General features: G+C 63.8%; 13 protein-coding genes and 2 pseudogenes. 11 read left to right on the top strand and 4 right to left on the bottom strand.

Annotated elements, in window-relative coordinates; all coding sequences use genetic code 11:
- Positions 1–5 precede the first annotated feature (5 nt).
- Together E1N52_RS14885 and E1N52_RS14880 are read right to left on the bottom strand one after the other, a co-directional pair.
- Positions 6–1,034: a hypothetical protein gene (locus tag E1N52_RS14885; protein WP_133183522.1), complete on the bottom strand. Its 1,029-nt coding sequence runs from the start codon at positions 1,032–1,034 to the stop codon at positions 6–8.
- Positions 994–2,976 carry a primary-amine oxidase gene (locus E1N52_RS14880; protein ID WP_133183521.1) on the bottom strand — a complete coding sequence of 661 codons (1,983 nt, stop codon included), beginning with the start codon at positions 2,974–2,976 and terminating at the stop codon, positions 994–996. The genes E1N52_RS14885 and E1N52_RS14880 overlap by 41 nt, the downstream gene beginning before the upstream one ends.
- A gap of 207 nt (positions 2,977–3,183) precedes the next feature.
- On the opposite strand from E1N52_RS14880, the gene E1N52_RS14875 reads away from it, so the two are divergent.
- The 9 genes and pseudogenes from E1N52_RS14875 to E1N52_RS14835 form a co-directional block, all read left to right on the top strand.
- Entirely contained in the window at positions 3,184–4,200 is a 1,017-nt protein-coding gene (locus E1N52_RS14875; RefSeq protein WP_133183520.1) for an AraC family transcriptional regulator, read from the top strand.
- A 314-nt stretch (positions 4,201–4,514) separates the two neighbouring features.
- Entirely contained in the window at positions 4,515–5,969 is a 1,455-nt protein-coding gene (locus E1N52_RS14870) for an APC family permease (protein WP_133183519.1), read from the top strand.
- A gap of 140 nt (positions 5,970–6,109) precedes the next feature.
- Positions 6,110–7,321: a porin gene (locus tag E1N52_RS14865; protein WP_133183518.1), complete on the top strand. Its 1,212-nt coding sequence runs from the start codon at positions 6,110–6,112 to the stop codon at positions 7,319–7,321.
- 121 nt (positions 7,322–7,442) lie between these two features.
- Positions 7,443–8,186 carry a (Fe-S)-binding protein gene (locus E1N52_RS14860; protein WP_133183517.1) on the top strand — a complete coding sequence of 248 codons (744 nt, stop codon included), beginning with the start codon at positions 7,443–7,445 and terminating at the stop codon, positions 8,184–8,186.
- Positions 8,183–9,577, top strand: a complete 1,395-nt coding sequence (locus tag E1N52_RS14855; protein WP_133183516.1) for a lactate utilization protein B — start codon at positions 8,183–8,185, stop codon at positions 9,575–9,577. Before E1N52_RS14860 ends, E1N52_RS14855 begins: the two co-directional genes overlap by 4 nt.
- Complete coding sequence (locus E1N52_RS14850; RefSeq protein ID WP_133183515.1) at positions 9,564–10,151, top strand: LutC/YkgG family protein; 588 nt, start codon at positions 9,564–9,566, stop codon at positions 10,149–10,151. Before E1N52_RS14855 ends, E1N52_RS14850 begins: the two co-directional genes overlap by 14 nt.
- A 12-nt stretch (positions 10,152–10,163) precedes the next feature.
- On the top strand, positions 10,164–12,404 hold the full coding sequence (locus tag E1N52_RS14845) for a cation:proton antiporter (protein WP_133183514.1): 2,241 nt from the start codon (positions 10,164–10,166) through the stop codon (positions 12,402–12,404).
- Positions 12,401–13,206 (top strand): annotated as a pseudogene (locus E1N52_RS14840) (bestrophin-like domain). The gene E1N52_RS14845 and the pseudogene E1N52_RS14840 overlap by 4 nt, the downstream one beginning before the upstream one ends.
- Positions 13,207–13,270: 64 nt before the next feature.
- Positions 13,271–13,516, top strand: a pseudogene (locus tag E1N52_RS14835) (hypothetical protein); the annotation flags it as partial.
- A gap of 284 nt (positions 13,517–13,800) precedes the next feature.
- On the opposite strand, the gene E1N52_RS14830 reads toward E1N52_RS14835, so the two are convergent.
- Positions 13,801–15,159 (bottom strand): NYN domain-containing protein, encoded by a 1,359-nt coding sequence (locus tag E1N52_RS14830; RefSeq protein WP_133183513.1) that lies wholly within the window; start codon positions 15,157–15,159, stop codon positions 13,801–13,803.
- Between the two features lie 273 nt (positions 15,160–15,432).
- Between E1N52_RS14830 and E1N52_RS14825 the strand changes: the two genes are divergently transcribed.
- Both E1N52_RS14825 and E1N52_RS14820 read left to right on the top strand, forming a co-directional pair.
- On the top strand, positions 15,433–17,310 hold the full coding sequence (locus E1N52_RS14825) for an alkaline phosphatase family protein (RefSeq protein ID WP_133183512.1): 1,878 nt from the start codon (positions 15,433–15,435) through the stop codon (positions 17,308–17,310).
- A 76-nt stretch (positions 17,311–17,386) separates the two neighbouring features.
- Positions 17,387–18,628, top strand: coding sequence for a cytochrome-c peroxidase (locus tag E1N52_RS14820; RefSeq protein ID WP_165979389.1), 1,242 nt, complete (start codon positions 17,387–17,389; stop codon positions 18,626–18,628).
- Positions 18,629–18,694: 66 nt separating this feature from the next.
- On the opposite strand, the gene E1N52_RS14815 is transcribed toward E1N52_RS14820, so the two are convergent.
- Positions 18,695–19,579, bottom strand: coding sequence for an IclR family transcriptional regulator (locus E1N52_RS14815; protein WP_133183511.1), 885 nt, complete (start codon positions 19,577–19,579; stop codon positions 18,695–18,697).
- Between the last annotated feature and the right edge of the window lie 132 nt (positions 19,580–19,711).

Here is a 19,711-nt window from a genome sequence, read left to right as displayed (position 1 = left end):
GTTGGTCAGCGTAATTCGATTGTGCTACCCGCAGCGAGTGCGGCTGAAGCCGAGTAGGGCGTGTGGGTGCCGAATCGGCTTGGCGTCGCGAATGCGTATGCGCATGCAAGATTGAGCGTGCCCCCAACGATGAACAGCGCGTAAAAACCCTGTCCAAAGCCCCATGACGTGGTGGCGAGCGCCGCGCCTGCCACCATGCCCGCATGATGTGCGAGGCCGGGGCAGCCGGCACCCGATGCGCGAAACGCTCGGCCGCCTCGCATGAGCGTGGGGAGCGTCAGGTAGTCGAGCACGGCGAATGCCGGTGCGGCGAGCGTGGCCCACGGCGCGAAGCAATCGAGCGTGAGCGCCGCGAGCAGCGCGCCGCGCAGTACGAAGAGCACGAGCAGCGCGCGCCGGTAATCGACGCGATCGGCGAGCCAGCCTGCGAGACTCACCACGGCGAGTGACGTCACGACCTGCGTCACGGACATTGCAGCAGCGCCGCAGAGCGCGAAAAACTGGAAGCGCGCGAGCACGCCGCTCGACAGGCCCGCAAGCAACGCGGGTGCGACGAGCAGCACGCCGTTGCGCCACACGGGCGCCGTCGTGTGCTGATGCATCGAGCTTGCCGCGTGATCACGCGTGCGCCGCAAGTGCAGACACGCGGCGGCGATCAGGGCAGCGCCGCCCAATATGAGCGGCGTCTGCGCGAGCGTTTCGCCTGAGCGTGCCCCGGCGCTCATTGCGGCCATCGTGAGTACGAGTGCGCTCGCGATCGGCACGGTGGAGTGCGTGGCGAAGCCGCGCGCAAGCGCGCCAGGAATGAGCGCCATCGCAAGCAAGGCAAGCGCGCTTGCGGCGAATGCGGAAAACGGCGCGCCCGCCTGCATCGCCGCGATCATGACGCCTGCCGCAAGCGCGCTCGCGCCGCCCGTGATCGACGCCCAGACACACAGCGGGCGTATCGCGTGCATCACAACAAGGCGGCGCTCGCGCGGCATCATCGCGTGCTCACTGCTTGCTGTGGCAGCACGATTTTGCTTCGGGCGCATCTGCGCCGTCCTGCACGCTGTGCGGATCGCGCCCGCCCGGCAGGTCCATCGCGGGATTGCCATAGAAGAAGTTGTTGGGCTTGAGCATGAAGCCCGCATACTCCACCGGCATCACGGGGAAATCCTCGGGCTTGCACACGTGCGTGTGGCCGAAGCTGTGCCACAACACGATGTCCTCGTTCTCCACGTTGCGGTTCGCCTCGATATAGCGGGGCAGGCCGTCACCGCCGGCGTGCTGGTTCGGGTAGTCGCCGCTTGCGTAGCGCTGCGTCGTGTCGTACGGCGTGACCCACACGTGGCGCGTGGCAAAGCCGCCGCGCTGGCGCACCTTCGAGTTGGGATCGGCGAGCATGAGCGGCGAGTCGTTGATGATGAGCTTGTAGCCCGGATTCGCGCCCACGCGGTTTTTCACGTTCGGGTTCACGACTTTCCAGAAACGCCCGGTCTGGCCGTTGGCGTTACGCGCCGCTTCCTGCTCGGTCTTGAGCACACGCTTCGTCGTATCGAACACGTTGCCGTACGGATTCTCCGCACCCATCGCACGTGGCACGAATTCGTGCTCGGTGACGGAGTTCTTCTCGCCGTCCACCATCATGTGCAAGCGCGCGTTGAAGAAGTGCTGATGCGTCGGGCCGCCCAGGTTTTCGGTGACCATGCCGCCCCACGGGTAGCTGTCGCCTTCCGCCACTGCGGAAGTCTGGATGATGCCCGTGAGCTTGCATTCGAGCTGGATCGTGCCGTCCTGATAGAAGTACCAGTAAAAGCCGTAATCGTAGTTGCCCACGGTCGCGAAGAACGAGATCACGAGGCGGCGTGAACGGCGCATCTCGAACACGCCAGTGCGGAACTCATAGTGCTTCCAGAGCGTGCCGTAATCCTCTTCGTGCAGACACACGGCGTTCTTCATGGTGAAGCCGTTGCCGAAGTCGTCGGCGGAAGGAATGTCGAAATAGCGGATCGTGCCGAGGCAATCGCAGCCCAGTTCGAGCTGGTTCGCGAGCTTGCCGAGTCCGTATTCGCCCGCATCGAACGCGCTTTTCCAGTAGTGGTTCGTGGTGGGGTCCGAGTAGGGCACGCACATCTCGGTCACGCTCGCGCGGTAGACGATAGGGCGCGGCGCGCTCTTGCCGTCGTCCCATGTGATCTGGTTCAGCACGAGCCCTTCGCGCGGCGTGAAGCCCACACGGAATTTCCAGTTCTGCCAACTAACCTGCCAGCCGTCTATCGTGAAGCTCGGGCCTTCGGGCTGGTTGATTGAGAGCGGCTTGACGGTGTCGCGCGGTTCGCCGAGGCTCGGCGTGTCGTAGTTATGCTTGGCGCGCGGAATGGGGATGATGCGGCCGTCGTCGATCAGCTCGATCACTTTGTGCGCCAGCAGGTCCACCACGGCGACGACGCCTTCGATTGGGTGCGCGTAACCATTGTCGGTCAGCGACTCGCGGTAGTAGCTCACGCAGCGCACGAGGCGGCGGCCGTTTTCATTCGGGCGGTCGAACGCGCCGGCGGAGAACGGATCGACCTGCACGCGCTCGAGTTCGTCTTCGGTGAGTCCGCGCTTTTTCACGGCCTCGCGCCATGCTGCGTCCTCCTTGACGATGCGCTCCGCATTCATGAAGTCTTCGATCATCACGGGCGGCTGACCATAGGGCGCGCTTTGCAATGCGAGCGCCTTGCGCGATTCCACTTTCTTCTCGCGCAGATCCACGACGAATTCGAGCGTCTGGCTGCGGGTGCGATCGATCGCGATGACGAAGGCGCGGCGCGAGTAGTAATCGCCGTGCTTGTACGCGAGCACTTCTGCCTTGGGTGGCTCTCGCAGTTCGGTGACGGGAAAGCGCCCATATTCATCGAGCTGCTCTGCGGCTTTCACGATGTCACAGGCAAGCTGCATTTCGGCGAGGCTCAACGGGTCGAGCGGATGCGCATTCGGATTCGTGTTCATAAGCATTTCGTAAGGAAGACGTTGGCCGCAACATGGCGTGGGACGGTATGAAGAATCCGCATTGCTTTCACGCCATATCGATGGGTCAATCGTAGAAACGCCGTATTTTTTTCGCGCTTGCAAAACGCGCCAAAGGGGCGATAGAGTGCGCCAGAGACGATCGATGGTTAAAACCGTCGGCACATACAGGCCCTAATGGAGTGAGACATGAAAAGAGTGCCTGTCAATAGCGGTTTCCCGATGATTCGCGGTGCCGTGATGGGTCCCATCGTGCGTGCGCTCGACGCCGCTGGTGCGGACTGCGATGCATTGCTGGCCGAGTTCGGCCTGAGTCGCCGGCAGCTTTCCAATCCCTATGAAATCGTGGCGCTGGGGCGGTACGTGGGCGCGTTCGAACGCGCGGCGGAAGTGCTCGACGAGCCCTTTCTCGGCCTGCGTTTAGGCGCGGAATTGCAGCTCACGGAACTGGGGCCGGCTGGTCTCGTGTTCATGTCGTCGCCCACGCTCGGCGCCGCAATCCGTAAGTTCACCGATACACTTGGCTCGTGGCAAAGCGCGACGGCCGTCGATCTCGTGAGCGACAACGCGTGGCCTATGTGGAGCTATCGCATTGCGCATACGCAGATCTGGCCGCGCCGACAGGACGCGGAGTACAGCGTATCCGCCATGTGCCACATGATTCGCCAGGTGCGGGGCGCGGCGTGGACGCCGTGCGAGATTCATTTCGAGCACGCAGCGCCCGAAGACCTCAAGCCCTATATGCGCCTCTTTCGCGTGCCGGTGCGCTTCCAGCAGCCGGCAAATGGCGTGGTCGTGCACCCGCACGATCTCGACACGCCGCTCAAGAGCGCCGACGTGCAGATGGCGCGCATGATGGAGCGCCACGCCACCGACCTCATTTCGCGCGACACGATCCCGCATACGCTCGTCGATCAGGTGCGCGATCTCGTGACGCGCCGGCTCGCGCGCGAAAAGCTCGTGGTCGGTGACATCGCGAAGGACCTCGGGCTTTCGGACCGCTCCTTGCAGCGGCATCTCGCAGACGCGGGTACCTCCGTGCGCCAGATCATTCGCGAAGAGCGCGAGCGCAGCGTGGCGGTGCTGCGCGAGCAGGAGGGCATGACCAACGCGGCTGTGGCCCGTGCAGTCGGTTATGCGGACGCCACCGTGCTCTGGCGTGCGACGCGCAACTGGGGGCGTGCCGGCGCCAAGCGAACCCGCTAGCGCCTAACTCGTGAAAGCGAACTGATGGCTTTCAGTAAGTTGGTGGGCTGAATAAAGTACGAATTCCCAGCCTTGGGTATTAATCAGGATGCCGAAGGTAATATCGACCGCTTTAGCGCGGTTAAGTGAAAACCCGCTCCAGCCCTGGCGCACTTTATCGAGTAATTGGCGCGTTGCGCCAAGTCGGCGAGTTTATTAGCTGCCTACCATGCGCTCAATCCGAATCGGGAAATTCGATTCGTCGAGCGCCGGAGGCACGCGGTTCTTCATCGTGTCGTATGGCGAACCCAGAACAGACACCAGCAGAGGCAACGATGAACGAACCGTATTCTTCTCCCGCTCACCTCGTTGGAGACAACGCGGCAGTGGACTCACAGCGCAGCCTGCTCGGGCTTTGGCAGATCGTCTTTCTCGTCATTTCCGCAGCGGCGCCGCTCACCGGCATGCTCGGCGCGGTGCCGCCCGCCATCAGCCTTGGCAATGGCGCGGGCATTCCCGGCGCATTCGTGATCGCGGGCGTCGTGCTGCTCGTGTTCAGCGTGGGCTTCGCTTCGATGAGCCGACACATCGTGCGCGCCGGCGCATTCTACGCATACATCACGGCGGGCTTCGGCCGCCCCGTTGGCATGGCCGGCGCACTCGTCGCGCTGCTCTCGTACACGAGCATCCAGATCGCGCTCTACGGCCTGTTCGGGTTCTTCTGCACGGTGGTGCTCGGGCCATTGCTGCATAGTTCGCTGCCGTGGTACGCGTATTCATTCGCGTGCCTCGTCGTCGTGCAATTCACCGGCATTCGCGGCATCGACCTGAACAGCCGCCTGCTCGGCGTGCTCATGTGTCTCGAACTCGGCATCCTGCTGCTGCTGAGCCTCGCGATCGTCATTCATCACGGCGGACCGGATGGCCTCACGCTCGCGCCGTTCTCGCCGCGTCACGTTTTCAGCGGCCACCTCGGCATCGCGGTGATGTTCGCGCTCGCGTCGTTCATCGGCTTCGAGGCCACGGCGATCTACGGCAAGGAGTGCCGCGACCCGAAGGTCACGGTGCCGCGCGCCACCTATGTATCCGTCACGCTGATTCTCGTGTTCTTTGCGTTCGTCACATGGGCCATCGTTTGTGCCTATGGCATCAGCAACGTCACGGACGTCGCGACGAAACAGCCGGGCGACTTCTGGTTCATCCAGTCGACGAAGTACCTGGGCGGCGCGATGACCACGACGATGAGCTTCCTGCTGCTCTCCAGCATCTTCGCGAGCCTGCTGTCGTTCCACAACACGATCGTGCGTTACATCCACGCGCTTTCGGGTGAGGGGATTCTTCCCGCGGTGCTCGATCGCCTGCATCCTAAGTATGGGTCACCGTATCTCGCGAGCTATCTGCAGACGCTTTCGGTCGCTGTGCCGGTCGGCCTTTTCGTTCTCGCGGGCAGCGATCCGTTCAACATCGTGTTCAGCTGGGGCTCGGCGCTCGGCACCATCGGCATCGTCATGCTGCAGGCGGTCACGAGCTTTTCGGTGGCGGCGTTTTTCCGCGCCACGAAGAAGGATACGCGTCTGTGGCACGCTTTCCTCGCGCCGGTGCTGGGCGGCTGCGGTCTGCTCTCCATCGGCATCGTGCTGATCGGCAATCTCGACGCGCTCGCCGGCTCCGATAGCCCTGTCGTGCGCGCATTCCCGTGGATCGTGCTCGCGGTGGCGCTGATCGGCGTGGCGATTGCCTTCGCGCTCAAGCGTTCGCGCCCGGACATCTACGCGCGGTTCGGCCAATAACAACGCGCCCGGGACGCGCTACGCGCCAAGCCCTCGATTCACGCAGTACCTGACCAGTGCGGCGCGCTCCCCGGCGCCGCACTTCGGCCGCGCACGCGCATGCAGCGCAGCGGCCCATCTCTCTTCGAAAAGACAACGACATGGCAAATCTCGTCAAGCGCACGGCGCTGGCGCTGGCTTCGTGCGCCCTCGCGGCTAGCGCACACGCGCAATCTTCAGTCACGCTTTACGGCACGGTGGACGCAGGCCTCATCTATTCGACCAATCAGCAGACCACGCACGCAGACGGCAGCACGAGCGGCCACGCGAACTGGCAACTGGGCGGCGGCAACCTCGTGCCGTCGCGCTGGGGACTCACGGGGAGCGAAGACATCGGCGGCGGCACGAGCGTGAATTTCACGCTCGAAAACAGCTTCTTCTCGCAGAATGGCGCGCTGCTGCAGGGCGGCACGCTCTTTAACCGCAACGCCTGGGTGGGCGTGGCGAACAGCCACTACGGCACGCTCACGCTGGGACGCCAGTACGATCCGTTTTCCGACGATCTGGGCGCCTACGTGTCGAGCAACAACTGGGCGACGCTGTATGGCTCGCACTTCGGCGACGTGGACAATCTCAACGAAGCGTTCAACTTCAATAACTCGATCAAATATGTGAGCCCGAGTTTCGGCGGCTTCACGATAGGCGGTCTGTTCAGTTTCGGCGGCGTGGCGGGGAATTTCTCGCAGAACCGCGGCTGGTCGGTTGCGGCGAATTACGCCAACGGGCCGCTTTCGCTTTCTGCCGGTTACCTCGAGTTGCGCAATCCGCTGCAGGCGGCGCTGGGCGGGGAGAGCGGCTATATCGGCGACTTCAGTTGCAGCAACCCGGATGCATCGTACTGCGAATTACAAAACGCGCAGCGCATCAGCATTTTCGGTGCGGGCGGCTCGTACGCGTTCGACAAGGTCAGCGTGGCGCTTAGCTATACGCATACGCGTCTCTCGCAGAGCCTTTATTTCGCGGATGCGGCGCGGCCCCAGGGCGCGGACATCTCGTTCGATATTGCCGAGCTGAACACGTCGTGGCAATACTCGCCCGCGCTGCAATTCGGCTTCGCCTATATCTTCAACGACGCTCACCCGGACGGCGGCTCGTCCACACGCCTTCACCAGATCAATCTGGGCACGGTCTATAGCCTCTCCAAGCGCACGGCGGTCTATGCCGTGGCGATCGGCCAGAAGTCGTCGGGGGCGGGTCTTGGGATCGACGCCGCGAGCGGGGCGACGCAGAATCTGGCGCAGATTCCGAACCTCGTGAATTCGAACACCGACAAGCAGCTTGCCGTGATCGCGGGCATTCGCCACAACTTCTGAGTGAAAAGCCGCGGCGCAGCATGATGCACCGCGGCAACGCGCAGCGCATACACGCTTCGCGCGACGCCCCGCGCCGTTCGGCAGTAGAATGTTCGGGTCCGCTTTTCGTGTGAGCCCGCGCATGAAAGTTGCCTTGTTCGTCCCTTGCTTCATCGACGCGTTCTACCCCGAAGTCGCAATCGCGACACTGGAACTGCTGGAGCGCTTAGGCTGCGAGGTCGACTATCCGCTCGACCAAACCTGCTGCGGCCAGCCCATGGCCAACAGCGGCGCGCAGGCCGAGGCAGCCGGCGCGGAGCGGGTGTTTGCGCGCGCGTTTGCGGGCTACGACTATATCGTCGGCCCCTCGGCGAGCTGCGTGAATCACGTGCGCGACCACTTCACCGCGATCGAACAGACCGACGCCGTGCGCAAGGTGCGCGAGAGCACGTATGAACTCGTCGAGTTCCTGCACGACGTGCTGGGCGCGCGCGAATTCCCCTGGGCCGAGTTTCCCTGGCGTGTGGGTTTGCACAATAGCTGCAGCGCGCTGCGTCATTTGAAGGAAGCTTCCGTTTCGGAAATCGCGGGTCCGACGTTCTCGAAGCCGCTTGCGCTACTCGAACGTGTGAAGGGCATCGAGTTCGTGAAGCCTGCGCGCCCCGACGAATGCTGCGGTTTTGGCGGCACGTTTGCCGTGACCGAAGAAGCGGTGTCGGTGCGCATGGGTCAGGATAAGGTGGTCGATCACGTGAGCGCGGGCGCGCAATACATCGTTTCCGCCGACATGTCCTGCCTCATGCACCAGCAGGGCTGCGCCGAGCGCATGAGCGCGGACATCCGCTTCATCCATATTGCCCAGGTGCTCAACGGAGCGCGCGAATGAAGCGAGTCGAACACGCGAAGCTCGCCGGCGCATTTCTCTCGCGGCCGGAGCATGTCGCCTTCCACGACAAGCGGCTGTGGGACTTGCGCTCGAAGCGCGACGCCCAGGCGCACGCCATTCCCGAATGGGAAATGCTGCGTACGCTCGCCTCGCAAATCAAGGCGCATACGCTTTCGCATTTGGCCGACTACCTCGACCATTTCACGCGCACGGCGCAAGCCAATGGCGTGCAGGTCCATTTCGCGGATACGGCCGAGGAACACAACGAAATCGTTTATCGCATCCTGAGCGAGCGCGGCATGACGGCGCTCGTGAAGAGCAAGTCGATGCTCACCGACGAGTGCGAGATGCGTCCGTACCTGGAGTCGCGCGGCATTTCGGTGATGGAGACCGACCTTGGCGAGCGCATCCAGCAGCTCGACAAGCAGCCGCCCAGCCATATCGTCGTGCCCGCCGTGCACAAGCTGCGCGACGACGTGGCCGAAGTGTTCGGCCGCACCATCGGCACGGACCCGCACAACAACGACATTCACTATCTGGCGGAAAGCCAGCGCATGAATACGCGGCCGTGGTTCGTGCGCGAGAAAACGGCGGGCATGACTGGCTGCAATTTCGCGGTGGCCGAGACGGGCACGGTCGTTGTATGCACCAACGAGGGCAACGCGGACCTTTCCGCCAACGTGCCGCCGCTGCACATCGTCTCCATGGGCATCGAGAAGCTGATCCCGCGTCTTTCCGATCTCGGCGTATTCGTGCGCATGCTCTCGCGCAGCGCGCTCGGTTCGCCGATCACGCAATACACCTCGCATTTCCGCGCGCCGCGGCCCGGCGCGGAAATGCATTTCGTGCTCGTCGACAACGGCCGGTCCGAGCGGCTCGCCATGCCGGAGTTCTGGTATTCGCTCAAGTGCATTCGGTGCGGCGCGTGCATGAATACGTGTCCGGTGTACCGGCGCAGCGGCGGCCTCTCTTACGGCAGCACCTATGCGGGGCCGATCGGCGCGATCATCAATCCGACCTTCGACCTCAAACGCTTCAGCGCGTTGCCGTTTGCTTCGACGCTCAACGGCAGTTGCACGAACGTGTGCCCGGTGAAGATCAATATTCACGAGCAGATCTACCAGTGGCGGCAGGTCATCGCGGCACAGCACGAAGTGCCGTTCGTGAAGCAGGAAGTACTGAAGATGGCTGGCCGATTGCTCGGCAGTCCGACGCTTTATCGCGGCGCGGTGAAGTCGCTCGAGGGCGCGTTGCGGCGTTTGCCGAACTTCATGCTCTACAACCCGCTCAATATCTGGGGCAAGCAGCGCGATCTGCCGCACGTGCCGCACACCACGTTTCATGCCTGGTACCGGAAAAACCGCAAGGGAGGCGGCGATGGCGGATCGTGAGGCGTTTCTCGCGCGCGTGCGTGCCGCGCAACCCGCGCACGAGCCGTTGCCCGAGGTGCCGCTGTTCGAAGCGCCAGCGGGCGACCTGCGCGAGCGCTTTGGCGCCGCGCTCAAACTGATGGGCGGCAGCGAGACGCAGGTGCAAAGTGCGGCCGAAGTGCGCGCAATGATCCTGCGCCGGTTTGGCAGCGAGGCGCGCATCGCGTCAGCCACGCCAGAGGTGCAGGGCACGCGCGAGATCAGCGCCGGCACGAAGCCGGCCTCGCTCGAAGACGTCGACGTGGGCGTGGTGCGCGCGCGCTTCGGCGTGGCGGAAACGGGATCGCTGTGGCTGAGCGAGCGCGAGTACGTGGTGAACGCGCTCGGCTATCTCGTGCAGCATCTCGTGGTGCTGCTCGATCCCACGCAACTGGTGTCGGGGCTGCAGGACGCGTACCGCCGCGACGACTTCCGCGGCGCGCGCTACGCGGCGCTCGTCACAGGGCCGTCCGCGACGGCCGATATCGAAGGTGTGCTGATCCAGGGGGCGCAAGGAGTGAGGTCGTTGACGGTGGTGTGGCTGCCGGCGCCGTGACGGTTGCACGCCATGGTCATCCACGTCCTTCTTCTGAGCGGTTTTCTGCTGGCGAGTATCGCGCTCGTGCAGGCGGTGAGCCTGCGCTGGTCGCTTTCCGAATCGGTCTTGCTCGCTGCGTGGGGTTTCACGCTGGGCGGTTTCTATCTCGTGAGCGGTGAGGCCTGGCCCACACTAGCCGCGAACTTCGTGATGCCCGCGCTTGCGCCTCGGCTACCGCCCGAGGCTTACCTGTGGATCTTTCTGCCGCCGTTGCTGTTCCAGGCGGCGCTCAGCGTGAACGTGCGCGAAATGCTCGGCGACGCAGCGCCCATTCTGCTGCTTGCCGTGGTGGCCGTGTTCGTGACGACCGGCGTGGTGGGTGGCGCGATCCGGCTTACGGGCCTCGGTCCGCTCGTCGACGGTCTCCTGCTCGGCGCGATGATCGCGACGACCGACCCTTCCGCCGTGCTCGCCGTGTTCCGCCAGGTGGGCGCGCCCGAGCGGCTCGTGCGCCTCGTGGAGGGCGAGAGCCTGCTCAACGACGCGGCCGCCATTGCCATTGCCGGCGTGCTGATCGCCGCGATCACGGGCGATGCCGCCAATGTCTCGGCAACGGCCGCGCTGCGTGCGCTCGGCATCGCGCTCGGCGGCGGGCTGCTCGTTGGGGCGCTGGCCGGGCGCGCGTTCGCGTGGCTCCTGCCGGCGCTGGGCGGTGAGGGCAAAGCCGAGATCTCGCTTAGCTTCGCGCTGCCGTATCCGCTCTATCTCTTCGCCGACCAGACGTTGCACGTCTCGGGTGTGGTGGCCGTGGTCGCGGCCGGGCTCGTCATCAGTGGTCTGGGGAGCACGCGCCTGTCGCCCGTCAACTGGAAGCATCTGCAACTGATCTGGGAACAGATCGCGGCCATGGCGGGCGCGGCGATCTTTCTGCTCGCGGCCATGCAGATTCCCGCCACGCTGCGTAACGCGCGGTGGATCGATATCGTCGCGCTCGCCGTCGTGGTGGTGGCGGCGTTCGCGGCGCGGGTCGTCGTGGTGTTCGGCATGCTGCCGCTATTGAGCCGCCTGCGGCTCACAGAGCCCGTGAGCGCCGCCTACAAGCTCGTGATCGCTTGGGGCGGGCTGCGTGGGGCGGTGACGCTCGTGCTCGCGCTCGGCCTCGCGCAGGACACGGCGCTGCCCGATTCCACGCGCCGCTTCGTCGCGATTCTCGCCACGGGCTTTGTGCTCGTGAGCCTGATCGTGAACGGCACGTCGCTCAAGCTGCTGATCCGGCGGCTGCGCCTCGATCTGCTTTCGCCCCAGGCGCAGGCGCTGCAGCAGAAGGCGGTGCAGCTCTCGTCCATCGGCGTATCCGAGCGCGTTCATATGGCGGCGCGCACCTTTCACATTCCCGATGCGATCGCCGACCAGGCCTGCCATACGTTCCGGCGCAGCGTGGACATGAGCGCGACGGCATTCGATTTCGAAGCGGCGCTCTCCGACCGCGAGCGTCTCGTCATCGGCCTCGTCACGCTCGCGGCGAAGGAGCGCGACCTCATTCCACAGTACGGCAGCGGCATCATTACGATCCGCAATCTCGACGCCATGATGCGCAACACCGACGCCATGATCGAAGAGGCGCGCGTGGGCGGGCGCCTCGGTTATCAGCGCGCCGCCGCAAAGATACTGGCGGATACGATCGAGATGCGCGTCGCGCGATGGCTCTATCGCTGGCTACGCGTGCGGCAGCCGTACGGCGACGCACTCGCCGATCGATTCGAACTCCTGATGTGTCGCCGCGTGGTGCTGCATCAGCTGATCGTCTTCAACGACCGAAGCCTGACGCCGCTGCTAGGCGAGCGTCTCGCGGCGCTGCTCAAGACGATACTCAAGGCGCGCATCGGCACGGCCGAAGGTGGTCTCGCGGACGTGCGCCGTTGCTTCGGCCACGCTTCGGACGTGCTCGAGCGGCGCATGCTGCTGCTGTACGCGCTGCGTGAAGGGCGCGAACGCGTGCAGGCCATGTACGAGGACCGCTCCATATCGAAGGAGATCTACGATTCGATCCGGCGCGAGCTGGACGCCGCCTGGAAACTCGCGGTGCCGCGTGTGCATCCCGATCTCGTGCCGGGCGAGGCGCAGGCGAAGGCAATTCATACGCGCATCGATGCATTGGGCGTGGATGGTGCAAAAGCGTACGCAGAGCCCTCAGCGCCCATCGCGGCGCACGCCGATCCCGCCGCGCAGGTGGCAAACGTCGCCGCCGAAGAACGCAGGCCGTCACCATGACCGAGATTCAGCAGGCCTTGCTCGTGTTCGCGCTGCTTCTCGGCGGCACGGGGCTCGGCGTGCTGTTGCGGCCGTTATTGCCCGAGGAGCATCGCAAGCATGAAACCGTGCAGCTCGTGCAACTCGTGATCGGCATGCTGGTGACGTTCGCGGCGCTCGTGCTGAGCCTGCTCACCGCGTCGGCGAAATCGAGCTTCGATACGGCGACCAATGACATGCGCGCTTACGCCGCCGACCTGATCCAGCTCGATCAACGCCTGCGCGAATACGGCCCCGACGCGGCCTCGGCGCGGACCTTGCTGCGCGCCTATACGGCAAGCGCCATCGCCTCGACCTGGGAGCAGGAAAAGCCGCCGCCAGGCAATTACTATCCGCATGATCCCGGCGTCGGCAACGACGAACTCGAAAGTCAGCCGCTCGGCGCGCTGCTCAACTCAGTCGGGCACGAAATCGAAACGCTCGCGCCACGCGACGCCTACCACCAGGCGCTCGTGAGCCCGCTCTCGCAGATGTTCGACCGCGTGACCGATACGCGCTGGCGTCTGATCGAAGAGGCGCATGGCACGATTTCGCGGCCGTTCTTCACGATGCTCGCGCTCTGGCTGATTTTGATCTTCCTGAGCTTCGGGCTCGTCGCGCCGCATAACGCGCTGGCGATGGTGCTGATCTTCCTTGGTGCGGTGTCGATTTCTTCGGCGGTCTACGTAATCGCCGCCTCGATACGCCGTTCACGGGACAACTCGTGGTGCCGAGCGATTCGATGCGCGACGCGCTCGCTCACATGAATGCGCCGGCCACGTAGCGACGCGAGCGAGCCATTGCGCTAGACTCGCGCGACGTGACGCGTACAGGAAAGGAGGTTCGCAATGTTGCGCAAGACGCTCAATGCTTCGCGGCTGCAGGAGGAAGTGCACCGGCGCATCCACAAGCTGCAGGAGGTGGTCGAAGACGGCGTGAAGATCGGTGTACCGCGCCCGCAATTGCAGGAGCCCGACCGCAGCGGCTGCAACTGGACGATGCAGCACTTTCATAACGCGGCTGGCTTCGAAGCGAGCGTGGCGCGCGTGCTGGAGCAGGTGCGGGCCGAATACAACCTCGCGCAGACAAAGGACGAAGACGTGGATGACGATGCCGGCCAGGCGGCCGACGCCCACGATCCATTCGGGGGAGCGAAGCGCGCCGCCGTGCAGAATCCGTTTGGCGGATCGAAACCCACGCGGGCCGCGAATCCGTTTGGCGAGGCGGGGCCGTCGGGCAAGCAGGATCCTTTCGGCGATACCACGCCCGCGAGCGAGGAAGCGCCGCCGGCCAAGGGCAAGCGGCCCGCGAATCCGTTCGGCGATTGATCGATGCGCTCGCGCGCCGCCCATTTCGAGCGGCGCGCGTGGCGCCATGATCAGCTTTCTTCCGCAGCGGCCTTGCTGCGCGCGCGGCGCGCACGCGACGGCGCTTTCTTGGCAGCAGGCTCGGCCGGCGTAACGGCCGCAATCTCCGGCTCGGCCCCGGCGTCGGGCGGCGTATCGGCTGCCTTCTTCGATGCCTTCTTGCGCGCGGGGCTCTTGCGAGCCGCCGTCTTGCGCGCTCGCGCAGGGGCGGGCGCGGCAGGCTCGACATCGCCAGCCGGCTCGGACGCCGCATGTGCCTCGTGGGCCTCGTGCGGAGCGTGGGTGCCCTCGTTCGCGTCGAAAGGCAGGGCGGGGAAGGGTGGCTCGGCTTCGTGCCGGTGCGCTGCTTGCGCAAGCGCCTCGACCGGCTCGAACGGAATTTCGCCTTGCGTCTCGGCCGGTTGCTCGACGGCGGTTTCGCGCGCGTCCGCCGCGCCGCTTCCGCGGCCATTGCGACGGCCCTTGCGCCGGCCGCGCGGCTCCTCGGCACGCGCCGGCGCGTTTTCCGGCGCCGAGACGCTGGTGGCGGCTGCCGCGAGCGGGGGCGGGTTCAGTCGCGACACCCACGTACCCGACTTGTCGTCGCGGCCCACTTCGAGCAGGCCGCGCGACTGCGCTTCTTCGAGCAGATTGCCGAATGCGCGAAAGCCGTAGCGCGTTTCGTTGAAGTCGGGCCGGCGGCGCTTGATGGCGCTCTTGAGCACCGACGCCCAGATCTTGCCGCTTTCGCCACGCTCGAGCACAAGCGCGTCGAGCGTTTCGATCGCGAAGGCCACGGCCTTCGACTTGCGCTCGTCGCCGTCCTGCTTCGGCTGCCGTTCGTCGCCGCCCTGGCGTTTCGCGCCGCCGTCCTTGTTCTTGCCCTTGCCGTGCGCGTGCTGGTCGCGCACGAGCTCGCGCACCAGGTCGTCATAGAAGATGAACTCGTCGCAATTGGCGACGAGGAGGTCGGAGGTGGAGTGCTTCACACCCACGCCGATCACCTTCTTGGCGTTTTCGCGCAGCTTCGAGACGAGCGGCGAAAAGTCGGAGTCGCCGCTGACGATCACGAACGTGTCGACGTGCGACTTCGTATAGCAGAGGTCGAGCGCGTCCACGACGAGGCGGATATCGGCCGAATTCTTGCCTGACTGGCGCACGTGGGGAATTTCGATCAGCTCGAAGCTTGCCTCGTGCATCGCGGCCTTGAAGCCCTTGTAGCGCTCCCAGTCGCAATAGGCCTTCTTCACGACGATGCTGCCCTTGAGCAAGAGCCGCTCCAGCACGGGCTGGATATCGAAGCGGTCGATCTTCGCGTCGCGCACGCCGAGCGCGACGTTCTCGAAGTCGCAGAACACCGCCATGCTGACGTTTTCCTGGGGGGAAGCCATGTGATTGATTCGTTCCATCTACGGTGTGAATTCACATGATAGCCGGTTGCACCGCGCCGGGCCGGGAATCGCGATGGCCGTGAGCCGCCAGGTGCTCTTGTTAGTTGTGTGCGCAAGCATGGTTCTTTTGAACGATTTTCGAATGCGCACTCGTAAAACGCGGTCATTTTATGTTTACCCAACAGCTCCTTAACAAGCGTGTAACACAACTTTCATAAACTTTCCGCGAGTCAAAATCCGTCGGGTGTGTCCGACTTATAACGAGGGACAGTTGTGAAGAAAATACAGTCGCGCAGGGGTGCGCTCGCGATGCTGGCGAGCATCGGCGTATTGGCGGGGTTATCTGGTTGCGGAAGCAACGGTTCAGACGGCGGACCGAAGGTCACCGGTCAGGTGCTCGGCAGCTATATCCAGAACGCGGCGGTCTGCCTGGATGTGAACAACAATGGCAAGTGCGACCCGGGCGAGCCGGTCGCGCGCTCGGATGCCCAGGGCAAGTTCACGATCTCCGATACGAGCAATGGGTCGTGGAAGTACATCGTTGCCGACCTGAGCGGCGCCACGGAGAACGACGCATCGGGCAAGAACATGGGCACGGCGTTCAACAGCACGGCTATGTTCCGTTCGCCGCGTGGCGTCAGTTCCGTTAGCGCGATTACGACGCAGCTTTCGCAACTGATGGACAGCGGCCTGTCGCAGTCGGATGCTCAAACGCAACTGGCGAACAAGATCGGCACGACGCCGGACGCCCTGCTGGGCGACTTCAACACCAACGGCAACACCGTGGTGAAGGCCGCGAGCGACCAGTACATTGCAACCGTTGTTTCGAGCAAGGCGATCAAGCACGTCTGGGTTATCGTGCTCGAAAACAAGAGCGCGGAATCGACGTACGGCACGACGGCCTCGGATTCGAACCAGGACCCGTACCTGAAATCGCTGATGCCGCAGGGCACGTTCCTTTCGAACTACTACGGCACCGGCCACGTTTCGCTGGACAATTACATATCGATGGTGTCGGGTCAGCCGTCGACGCACGACACCGAAACGGACTGCTTCCAGCTGTGGTCCGATATCGTGGATGCCGGCAACGACTCGGCGAACCCCAAAGTTCTCAAGGCAGGTACGGACGCAAACGGCCACGCGAGCGGCGGCTGCGTGTTCCCGGCGCGCGTGCAGCATATTGGCAACCAGATGGAACAGGCCAGGCTCACGTGGCGCAGCTACAACGAGGACATGGGCAACGACCTGAACCGTGACGGCACGAGAACCTGTTCGTTCCCGCGTCGTACCGCGCAGCTTGCGGGCTCCGACCCGACGAAGGCCGTGGACGGCACGCAGGCTGCGCAGGCTCCTTCTGCTTCGGGTGACGTGGCGGGCGATGAGTACGCAACGCGCCACAATCCGTTCCCGTATTTCCATTCGACCATCGATGATCTGGCGAACTGCGACGCGCACGTGGTCAATCTGCAAGACAACCTGGCAACGGATCTTCAGTCGATTGCCACCACGCCGAACTTCTCCTTCATCACGCCGAACCTGTGTGACGATGGTCATGATGGAGACGGTACGGGTGCTGCGGGCAAGGGCTGCAAGAATGGTCAGCCCGGCGGCTTGACTTCGATCGACGCGTTCCTGAAGCAGACGATCCCGTTGATCCAGGCGTCTCCCGCCTACAAGCAGGACGGCCTGATCATCATCACCACGGACGAAGGTGTCGTGACCGGACTTACGCCGTCAACGCAACTCAGTACTGATGGCACGACATTTTCTGTGCTGGAGCCGGAGATGGGCAACCAGTGCCCTGGCTGCAACCAGCAAACGGGTCCGAACGTGACGCGTCCGGAACAGGTCACGATGTCCACGCTGCCGGTGGCTCAAGCAGGCCTGCTCGGAATTAGCACGGCGTCGCTGCCTGCAACCGTGCAGTACGTCTCGATTGCGTTGAACTACCTCGGAGTCGGCGGCGATCAGATTGGTACGCTTCTGCTGTCGCCGTTCATCAAAGGCGGTCACGTGGATGGTACGGGCTACAACCACTACGCGCTGCTGCGTTCGCTCGAAGACAACTTCGGCATGGGCTCGTATCTCGGCTACGCAGATGATGCATCGCTCAAGCCGATCTTCACATCGGCCAACATCGATAACCGCTAATCCCTGGCGGTCTCACAAGAACTTTGTTGTCCTGGCCCGGTTCTTGGTTCGAACCGGGCTATTTTCTTGATCCGTTATGCGCCATTTTTCTTCAAGGGCTGTTCTCGCAACGGCTCTTTGCGTTTTCCTTCTGTCCGCATGCGACAAACAAGCACCGGACGCTCAAGCAGCCACGGTCAAAGCACCTGCGCCTGATCTGGCAGCTATCGGCAAGGCAGCGTTCTTCGATCCGTCGCTTTCGGCTTCCGGGAAGCAGTCATGCGCCTCCTGTCACAGCCCTGCGAATGCCTATGGGCCGCCGAACGGTCTGGCTGTCCAGTTGGGCGGTCCAAACCTCGATCGAGCCGGACTGCGCTCGGTGCCGTCGCTGCGCTATCTGCGTGCTGTGCCTTACTGGACGTTCACGCAGGCAAATAGCCTGAAAGAGCGTCTCGAAGACGGAGATAATCAGCCCAGCGGCGGATACACCTGGGATGGACGCTACAACTCCCCCGCGGATCAGGCTGCATTTCCGCTGCTCAATCCGGATGAAATGGCAAACAGCAGTGCGGATGACGTGGCGCAGAAGCTGAGCAAAAGCGCCTACGCACAGCAGTTCCGGGAAGCATTCGGTCAGGACATTTTCTCGCGACCGACGCAGGCGCTGGCAGACCTTGGAAAGGTATTGCAGGCATTCCAGTTCAACGATCCGTCGTTCGCGCCGTACTCCAGCAAGTTCGACCGGGTGCTCGACGGCAAGGATCATTTCACGCCACAGGAAGCGCACGGATTGGCGCTGTTCAGCGACCCGGACAAGGGCAACTGTGCAAGCTGTCACCTGATCAACAAAGGCGCTCACGGCGCGCATCCGACATTGACGGATTACAACTTTCAGACGCTGGGTGTGCCACGCAACATGGAAATTCCGGCCAACCGCGATCCGAATTTCTTCGACATGGGGTTATGTGGGCCGCTGCGTCAAGACGAGGCGAAGCAGCAGAAGTGGTTCTGCGGGATGTTCCGCACGCCCACGCTTCGCAACGTCGCCACGCGACGTGTCTTCTTTCACAATGGCATGTACCACACGCTTGAAGATTCGTTACGCTTCTATGTCGAGCGCGACACGAACCCGGAGAAGTGGTATTCGAAAGACGCTCACGGCCACGTCGTGAAGTTTGACGACCTGCCGAAGAATCTGCGCAGTAATGTGGATACCAAGACGGAGCCGCTGACGAATCACCTGGGCGCCAAACCGGTCTGGTCAGACTCGGATATCCGCGACGTGATGGCGTTCCTGGATACCCTGACCGACGCGGACGCAAAGACGGTGCCTCGCTAACGTCGCTCAGAAAAGGAAAAACCCGGTCAGTTTTTGAACCGGGTTTTTTTATGCGCCGACGAAGCGTTAAGCGCCGCGCGCCACGTAGCCGAGGAGGGCGCTCACGGCGTCCGCCTCGCGGCGTAAGGCGCGCCCGTTCGGGCCCTCGGGCGTGGCGTCGAAGCCGCCCGTGGCGCCCAGCGCCGTGAGCACGCCGCAGAGCTTGCCGGTGTGATCGAAGAGCGGCGCCGAAACGGCGCTGATGCCTTTGAGATTCGTGTCGCGCACGCTCGCGCAGCGCGCCGCCTGCACGTCGCGCCGCAGCGTGCCGATCGGATCGCTGGCATCAAGTTGCGCACGCAACGAAGCGTCGGCGTGCGCGAGTTCTTCCTCCGCTTGTGTGAGCACGCGCGTGTCGTCGAGCAGGCCGAGAAACACGCGGCCCGTGGACGACCATAGCAGCGACATCACCGAACCTACCCGCACGTTGACGGTCACGGGCAGCCCCGGCTCCTCGAAACGGATGATCGTCGGCCCCTTGTTGCCCATCACCGCGACGAAGGTCGTCACTTCGAGTGCCTCGCGCAGGCGCACGAGCGCGGGCTCTGCAATGCGCACCGGATCGGCCTGGCGCATGGCGGCCACGCCGATCATCATCGCCTCGGCGCCGAGCAGATACTGCTGGGTGGCGGTGTCCTGCGCGACGAGGCCTTCCTCGATCAAACTCACCAGGTAGCGATGCACTTTCGCAGGACTCTCGCCCACGCACGCGGCGAGACCGGAGAGGCTCGCGCGGCCGCCCAGGCGCGCGAGACCCTTCAGCACGGCCATGCCCGTTTGCGCGGATTGCACGCGCTGGCGGCGCTCGCGCGGCGCGGCTGCGGCCTTCGTCTCTTTCGCGACTTTGGCGGACGTTGTGGCTTCGGCAACTTTGGCCGCGGGGCGGCGGGGAGTGGTTTTCCTGCTTTCCATGCTGGACGGGGACGCTGGGATATCGGTTGGGTTCACGCGGATTTTAGGGCGCGTAGCGGCGGCATAGTGCCTGCTGTGCTTGCACGTTAACCCCTATCTCGTAATTACGCAATGCGTACTAGAGTTACGCAA

This window comes from Paraburkholderia guartelaensis, assembly GCF_004353905.1.
Classification (GTDB): Bacteria; Pseudomonadota; Gammaproteobacteria; order Burkholderiales; family Burkholderiaceae; genus Paraburkholderia; species Paraburkholderia guartelaensis.
This window is presented reverse-complemented; position numbering and strand designations above follow the sequence as displayed.

What these genes read in the sequence shown, in the direction of transcription:
- E1N52_RS14885 (WP_133183522.1), bottom strand. Translation starts at nt 1,034, where the DNA reads ATGCGCCCGAAGCAAAATCGTGCTGCCACAGCAAGCAGTGAGCACGCG.
- E1N52_RS14880 (WP_133183521.1), bottom strand. Translation starts at nt 2,976, where the DNA reads ATGAACACGAATCCGAATGCGCATCCGCTCGACCCGTTGAGCCTCGCC.
- E1N52_RS14875 (WP_133183520.1), top strand. Translation starts at nt 3,184, where the DNA reads ATGAAAAGAGTGCCTGTCAATAGCGGTTTCCCGATGATTCGCGGTGCC.
- E1N52_RS14870 (WP_133183519.1), top strand. Translation starts at nt 4,515, where the DNA reads ATGAACGAACCGTATTCTTCTCCCGCTCACCTCGTTGGAGACAACGCG.
- E1N52_RS14865 (WP_133183518.1), top strand. Translation starts at nt 6,110, where the DNA reads ATGGCAAATCTCGTCAAGCGCACGGCGCTGGCGCTGGCTTCGTGCGCC.
- E1N52_RS14860 (WP_133183517.1), top strand. Translation starts at nt 7,443, where the DNA reads ATGAAAGTTGCCTTGTTCGTCCCTTGCTTCATCGACGCGTTCTACCCC.
- E1N52_RS14855 (WP_133183516.1), top strand. Translation starts at nt 8,183, where the DNA reads ATGAAGCGAGTCGAACACGCGAAGCTCGCCGGCGCATTTCTCTCGCGG.
- E1N52_RS14850 (WP_133183515.1), top strand. Translation starts at nt 9,564, where the DNA reads ATGGCGGATCGTGAGGCGTTTCTCGCGCGCGTGCGTGCCGCGCAACCC.
- E1N52_RS14845 (WP_133183514.1), top strand. Translation starts at nt 10,164, where the DNA reads ATGGTCATCCACGTCCTTCTTCTGAGCGGTTTTCTGCTGGCGAGTATC.
- E1N52_RS14830 (WP_133183513.1), bottom strand. Translation starts at nt 15,159, where the DNA reads ATGGCTTCCCCCCAGGAAAACGTCAGCATGGCGGTGTTCTGCGACTTC.
- E1N52_RS14820 (WP_165979389.1), top strand. Translation starts at nt 17,387, where the DNA reads ATGCGCCATTTTTCTTCAAGGGCTGTTCTCGCAACGGCTCTTTGCGTT.
- E1N52_RS14815 (WP_133183511.1), bottom strand. Translation starts at nt 19,579, where the DNA reads ATGGAAAGCAGGAAAACCACTCCCCGCCGCCCCGCGGCCAAAGTTGCC.